The following is a 7,339-nucleotide window of genomic DNA, read 5'->3' as shown; positions in this document are numbered from 1 at the left end:
ATTTAATATATTGTTTATTATAGAACTAATAACATCACCAAAAGTTTTTATAGTTTGTTTTTTAGTTCTTATATTTATTGATACTGGTCTTGATTTTTCTCCATTTACTCCTTTAGCCACAATTTTTATTCCATATAAAGTATTAGATTTTAATCCTTCTATATCAGTTTCTTCATTCTTAACTGTACCTACTAACTCTCCATCTTTATATACCATATATTCTTCAATTGGTGTATTAGTTGGTGCATTCCATGATACTTTAATTGAATTTGAAGTTGTCTCTATAGCTTTTAAAGATGTAACTTTTTTAGGTTTAATACCTTCATCTGGAATTTCTCCATCTTCTATTACTTTTATAGAAATTACATTTGATTGTACTTCTACCCCATTTAAATTTACTGTTGCAACTACATCAGTAGTACCTTTAGTTAAAGCATTAATATTACCCTCTTCATCTATAGTAGCTACTAAAGGATTGCTTGTTCCATATCTAACTACGGCACCACTTAAATCTGCATCACTTCCATCATTCATTTTTCCAGATAATTTAATTTTAGTATTTTCTCCAACTTTTAAAGAATTTTTATCCACAGTAGCATTTACATTGCTTAATACTAAATCAGGATTAGTTATTTCATTTTTTACTGTAACTTCACAAGTAGCAACCTTTTCTCCTTCTACAGTTGTAGCAGTAATGATTGCTGTTCCTTCTTTAATTCCTTCAACATTGCCATTACAAACTTTTGCTACGCTTTTATTTGAAGAAGACCATATAACTCCTTTGTTTGTGGCATCTTCTGGAGTTATAGTTGCATTTAAAGTTAATTTTGAACCTAAAGCAATTTCAGCAGTAGTTTTATCTAATTTTACGCCTTCAACTTTTATTGTTCCAGGAATAGATTCTATTATATCTACCTCTGCAATAGCTGCAAATCCACCATTTCCTTTTAATGCTTCTACTTTAATCTTATCTGCATTAACTGGTGTTTCTAATTCTATTAACTTAGGTTCACCATCATCTGCCCAAGTTCCTTCAGATATAACTGCTTCAATTCCATCTTTTATAGCATAAATCTTATATTCTGTTATAACTCCATTGGCTCCTTTAGCTCTTGGAGTAACTTTAATTTTACTTACATCATAATTTCCACCTAAATCAATACTTAAGTTTTGAGGCATTTCCACAGTTTCAAACCATGGTGTATGCCACCAAGTACCATAATTTCCATCTATAGCAAGCCCTGCAGGTTCACTATCATGCTCTGTAGTCGCAGTTGCAGTCATTTGAGATTTTGGAATTTCTCTTTCTACAGGTATTAATTCTGGTGTCTCACCTCCATTACAATCAGTAAGAGCTTCTATAATATGAAGATTTGTTCCTACAATCCTAGCATCTGATGCTTCCATAAATGTTTTTGTATCTACTTTAGCTCTTAATTTAAATGTAGCTAATAAACCCTCCTCATTTATAGGAACCATATTACCCTTTCCTACAAATGAAACTACCACTGTATCATCACCTTCATGTTCTTTATATGCTGAAGCATTAACCATTGATGAAGTTAAATTTGATGAATTAACTGGTACAGATGAATTTACAATTTCAAATTTATCTGTATTTATATCTAACAAGGTATCAAAGGCATACATATCACTAATACCTTTACCTAATACACTTACAGTAAATTCTTCACCAGCTTTAACCTGCTCTTTATCGAATTCTAAAGCAATATTCCCCTTCACTTCTTTTCCTGAAGGTTGAAGTTTTTCACCCACTTGACTTGAAACAAATGCTAAATCATAAGAATCTATAACTCCATTATAATTAATATCACATTTAGAAACATATCCCCAGTCATTATCTTTTTCTGTTGCTCCCATATAATTATTAACAAAAACTATATCATTATCAGTAACTTGTCCATCACCAGTGTAATCTCCTAAAATAACCTTATTAGTTCCTTCAACTTTATAAGGTCTAAACTCTAAAGCAGCTGCAAAATTTCCATTGCCTTGTAATGCTTCTACTCTAATATGCTTAACTACCATATTTTCTTTAAATTCTACCATATGTGGGTCATTTTGATCAGGCCATATACCTTCATTAACAAGCTTTTTATAATTTATTCCATCCTGGCTTATATATAAATTATATTTTTTTATATTACCATTAGATCCTTTTGGTCTTGATAAATATTCAAATTTATTTAAATTATAAGCATTTTTAAAACTTATATCAAAAGTAGCTGGTATACCATTTTCACCCCATTTAGTATGCCATAAAGTTCCTATATCACCATCTATAGCTTTATCTGGTGTTTCTCCTGGTTGTGAACTAGTTGCTATAGCAGACATTTCTTCAGGTGAAACAACATCTTTTAATAAATTTTCCAAGGTAGTAACTGTAAGTTCTTCGCTCCACTCTGAAGCTCCAGCTGAATTTACTGCTCTAACTTTATAAGTGTGAGTAGATAAGAAATTTAATCCTTCATGTTTAAATGGTGATTTAATATTTTCATATAACATATCATCTACCATTAAATCATATGAGGTAGTATTAGCAGATTCATTCCATTGTATAGAAATCTTACTATCTGATACCTCATTAGCTTGCAATCCTGTTGGAGTTTCAGGCACTTCATCATGTTCTGGAGTTTTTGGAATAGCATCATTGTTAAAATTCTCTATTTCTACTTGGAATCCAGTTCTAATAGACATAGCATCTGTTTTAACATGAAGTACTCCACCTACAGGACTATCCTGTTCAAAGAACCATACTGGAGTAGTTGCAGAATCATATAACTCTTTTGAATCAACCTGAGCTATTTCTATAGGTGTTTTTCCATCAATAGTTAATTTTATACTGCCTGGGTCTACTTTAGTATGAATTGAAAATTCATTTTTTCTACTTTCTTGAATATTTTCATAAGTTCCTTCAGTAGCATTAACCTTTATGATAGCTTTTCCAGTTCCTGATGTTGGTGCATCTGATTCTATTAATGTATTAGCAAAAGCACCTTCTCTATGCTCTCTTGTATTTCCATCATCTTCATATAATTCAAAGCTTGTTTTACCTGATGGATAAACGTCAAAAGTTATAGGATTTTCACTATCTGCAATTACCTCTCCATCATGATTTGAATTAGGATACATAGGTATAATAGCTCCATCTTTTATAAATAAAGGTAATTTCCATAAAGGAGCTTCAAAATTATTTATAACCTTTCCACCAGTATATTGCTCTCCAGTAAAATAATCTATCCAAGTTTGATTTTCATCTGGAAGATATATACCATTTCTTACTTCTGTATCTTCATATACAGGAGCTACTAGCATATTCTCTCCTAACATGTATTGATATTGAGTTTCTGTACCCCAAGTAAATGGATCATCTGAATATTCCCAAACCATACCTCTAACTATAGGTGTACCTATTCTATTTGCTTCTGCAAGATAAGTGTACATATATGGTGTCATTCTAGATTTTAGTTTTAAATACATTCTATTAATACTTGTTGCAGGTTCTCCCCATACCCAAGGTTGCTTTTCAGGTAATCCAGTTTCAGAAGCATTTACTCCCCAACCTGACATATTAAGCATTATAGGTGTAAAACTTTTCCATTGAATATCTCTAACTTGTGTATCTTTAGAACCTCCAAATATACCATCAACATCTGAGCCTATTATTGGCATACCAGACATACCTGAACCTATATAAGTTGGAATATGCATTCTTATATATTCCCAATCTCCACTTTGATCACCAGTCCATGGTGCAGCATATCGTTGAGTTCCTGCCCATCCACAAACAGTCCAAACATAGCCTCTACTATCAGAATTTCCTTCTATACCTTCATGTGCCATTTTAACTCCATCTAAAGCAAATTCGTATCCAGGCCCTACCCAAGCAACATCTGTTTTAACTAATCTTGAACCATACTCTCCTACCTCTTGAGCTATTTTGTCTACAGAATTTTCAGTCCATAATCCTACTTTAAATCCTAATCCTTCTGCTTTTTTAATGAAATCTTTTAAATTGGTATAACCACATCCATAACCATCGTTAGGCAAAAACCATCCACGTGGCATATCATTTTCTACATATCCATTAAGAATTTTATCTGCATCTTGAGGAGTTTGTCCAGGATTTGTTCTATTATAACAGTTAGCATCTCCCATACCTAATCCCCATCTAGGAATTAATTGTGGTCTACCTGTTAATTCTGTATAAGAATCCATAACTTCTTCAAAATTATCACCTGCAAAATATACTGCATCAAATCGGTCTTCGTTATGTGTTAAAGTAGCTTTTTCTTTAAAATCATATTGACCTGGTTTAAAAGTATTCCTAACTACACCATATCCTTCTGAACTCATATAAAAAGGAACAGGATTAGAAACAGCTCCATCATTCCAATGAGAAGCTTTTACTGCTATATCAATTTTTTTATTTTTATGAGAGAAATATCCATTTTGAACTCCTCCACCATAAAATTGCTCATCTTTTTTAGTAGAAATAGACTGTTTAGTTTTTCCATTACCATATTCTAATGGTGACGTTTCTTCCCACACAACAGTTTCATTATCATTCTTATATAAAGCTAATCTATAAGGTGATTTATAAATACGTAAAACAACTTCTCCAGATGATATTTTATAATAATCTCCTTCATCAGTTTTTGAAAGATTTATATCATAGTCTTCATCATATTGTGGCTCTTTTTTATATAATATTTTTCCACTTGTTGGATCATCAAAATCACCTTCTGGATCCATCCAAACCCTAAATACATCTGGTGTATAAAATGTTATTTTTACTTTTTCATTATCTAATTTAATTTCAATAGTATCATCTTTTTGCAAAACTTTTTTTACATTACCTAGTACTTTTATTGTAGAATCTGAAGCTGCATTTACTGATATAGTTCCTAAGTTACTAATAAAGCTTGATGTAATAGTAGCTATCATCAACAATGATATAATTTTCTTATTCTTCATTATCCTTCCCCCTACAAATATTTTATAACAATTTCCATCTAAATCAATGACTAATTACAACCTTTACATATGATTTTATAGGTAATATTTAGTTATAATTTTATATTACCCTTATTTCCTTTTTTTGTAAATATTTTTTAATTATAAAGTTTTAAATTTAAATTCAATTGATTTTATTTTGATGCCATTTAAACATTCTTTACTAGTTATTCTAATAATATATTGATTTTTTTCTTTAAGTTTATTTACTTTAAAAACCATAGTATTTAAAGTATTTTCTTTTAATAATAAATTTGTATAAGCTTCAAATTCTTTTATCACTTCATTCTTTTTAGTATCTATTAAATCTATTTTATAAATATAAACTAAATTTTCATTAGCACTATTAAAAAAAGTAAATACTACAGAATCTTTATTAATAGAATTTATTTTTATATATACATTAGATTGAAATAAAGGTTCAGCCCTAACATTTAACTTATTGTTGTTTAATTTTATTATAATAAAGCTAAATAATAATAAAATAACAATGAATTTATTTATAAATTTGTTTTTTTTAAAAAATTTAATCATTTTTAAATTACTCCTATTAATTTTAATACAAATATTATTTATATTTTATTTAATTAATATTCTTTTTTAAAAATTCATTTAGTATGCCACTTTTCATACATCAACTAAAGTTATACATATATTTTTTATTATTATAATTTGAATAAAATCTACTTGGCAGACCGCCTTCGACATTTTAATTAAAGTTAATCACAAATTCTCAAAATTATAATTTCCTAAAGAATAAAAAAGATGTTAAGAAAAAAAATTTCTTAACATCTTTTAAAAATTAAATTTTAAATTTTTTTAAAAATGCTCTCCATTTTCATAATAATCATTTTCTGATAATTTGTAAAAAATAACATCTAAACATTTATTATCTTTTTTTAAATATTTAGTTATGACTTTTGCAACTTTATCTTGAATATCTTGTCCTCTATCAAACCAAGCTACTTCAACCATACATGGTGCTAATACTTTTTTACCATCCATTATAAAATTTGATTTTATTAATTCAATAGTAAAATAATCTCTTGGACATCCTATTATTACCTCTAATTCATCTATTAAATCTTTACTTTCTTTTAAAATTTCACTTTCTTTTATTCCTTTTATTTTTAACATTGGCATTTTTATATCCATCCTTCATTAGTTTATTTGTTTTGTTATACCCGAAATTTTTTCTGTTATTTTTTCTGTTAAAATATCTATGTAATATTGAGCAATTAATTGTTCTTTATCACTTTGTTTAGGTTTATAATATTTATTAATTACATAAGCTTTCGAACCATTATCTAAAGTATAATAATCTTTAGATGAAAATTTATAAAATTGATCTTGATTTAACTGTACATTTTTCTTTAATAATTCCATTGCTTTATTAGCAGTTAATTTTTTATTTTCTTCATTATTTGTATTTTTAGAATTATTTATATTATTAATTAAATTATTTATTTTTTCACTATATTCTTTTGATAATTTTTTGTTTTTTAATTCTTCTGAAATAACTTTTGCCTCACTAAAATTATTTTTTTTAATTAATTCATCTATTTTCTTTATTTTTTTCTCTTCATTTTTATAATCCTTTATTTTTTTCTTTAAAGCTTCTAAATCATCAGAGATGAACTTACAATTCTCATTATTCTCCATTTTTTTTATTAGATTTTCACTTTCATTATAATTTTTTTCTTTAAAAGCTTTATTTGCTTTTAAATATAAAGTTGATAAATTCTTAAATTGTTCAGCCTCTTTATTTTCAGAATTTTGTTTTAATGCAAATTCAAAAACTTTAGTAGCCTCTTCATAATTACTATTAATTAATGCATTTTTTCCTTGTTCCATAGCTTCTTTTTCTATTTTATTAGTACATCCTATTATTAAAGTTGATGTTATTAAAATTGAAGTTATTAATGCTAATTTTTTTAAGTTCATCTCAAATACTCCTATTAATAAATATAAAACTAAATTTTTTATATTTAAATTAATTCTTTTTATAATTTAGATATAAAGATATTATATCTGAAAATTTATCATCTTTTAATACATCTATAACTACTCCTATTACTTCATAACTTGAAGTATTACTTCCATCTTTTCTTATTGTATTTATTTTATTTTTAATGTCTTCACATAAAACTTTTAAATCTGATTCATTTAATAATGATTTACAACTAAGAGTAGCATTATTTATACTCGTTTTTATTTTTTCTATCTGAAAATTTTCAAGTCTTCCATCTTTTTTTATAATTTTCATAAAAACACATCCCTTTATTAATATTCTATATAAATT

At 27.3% G+C, this 7,339-nt stretch carries 5 protein-coding genes; all 5 read right to left on the bottom strand.

What is annotated here, in order from left to right; translation table 11 throughout:
• The coding region (locus tag GBZ86_RS10640; protein WP_152890504.1) for a discoidin domain-containing protein at positions 1 to 4,998 on the bottom strand (4,998 nt) is incomplete at its 3' end.
• 141 nt (positions 4,999 to 5,139) lie between these two features.
• A complete protein-coding gene (locus GBZ86_RS10635; RefSeq protein ID WP_152890502.1) occupies positions 5,140 to 5,571 on the bottom strand; it encodes a hypothetical protein in 432 nt (143 codons plus the stop codon).
• 285 nt (positions 5,572 to 5,856) lie between these two features.
• Positions 5,857 to 6,180 (bottom strand): DUF1904 family protein, encoded by a 324-nt coding sequence (locus GBZ86_RS10630; RefSeq protein WP_152890500.1) that lies wholly within the window; start codon positions 6,178 to 6,180, stop codon positions 5,857 to 5,859.
• An 18-nt stretch (positions 6,181 to 6,198) separates the two neighbouring features.
• Entirely contained in the window at positions 6,199 to 6,981 is a 783-nt protein-coding gene (locus GBZ86_RS10625; RefSeq protein WP_152890499.1) for a hypothetical protein, read from the bottom strand.
• Positions 6,982 to 7,030: 49 nt separating this feature from the next.
• Complete coding sequence (locus GBZ86_RS10620; protein ID WP_152890497.1) at positions 7,031 to 7,303, bottom strand: ATP cone domain-containing protein; 273 nt, start codon at positions 7,301 to 7,303, stop codon at positions 7,031 to 7,033.
• Positions 7,304 to 7,339 lie beyond the last annotated feature (36 nt).

The sequence above is a fragment of the Clostridium tarantellae genome (assembly GCF_009295725.1).
GTDB classification, from domain to species: domain Bacteria; phylum Bacillota; class Clostridia; order Clostridiales; family Clostridiaceae; genus Sarcina; species Sarcina tarantellae.
This window is presented reverse-complemented; position numbering and strand designations above follow the sequence as displayed.

Excerpts from the sequence above, each read along its gene's own strand:
- GBZ86_RS10635 (WP_152890502.1), bottom strand. The coding sequence starts at position 5,571 with ATGATTAAATTTTTTAAAAAAAACAAATTTATAAATAAATTCATTGTT.
- GBZ86_RS10630 (WP_152890500.1), bottom strand. The coding sequence starts at position 6,180 with ATGCCAATGTTAAAAATAAAAGGAATAAAAGAAAGTGAAATTTTAAAA.
- GBZ86_RS10625 (WP_152890499.1), bottom strand. The coding sequence starts at position 6,981 with ATGAACTTAAAAAAATTAGCATTAATAACTTCAATTTTAATAACATCA.
- GBZ86_RS10620 (WP_152890497.1), bottom strand. The coding sequence starts at position 7,303 with ATGAAAATTATAAAAAAAGATGGAAGACTTGAAAATTTTCAGATAGAA.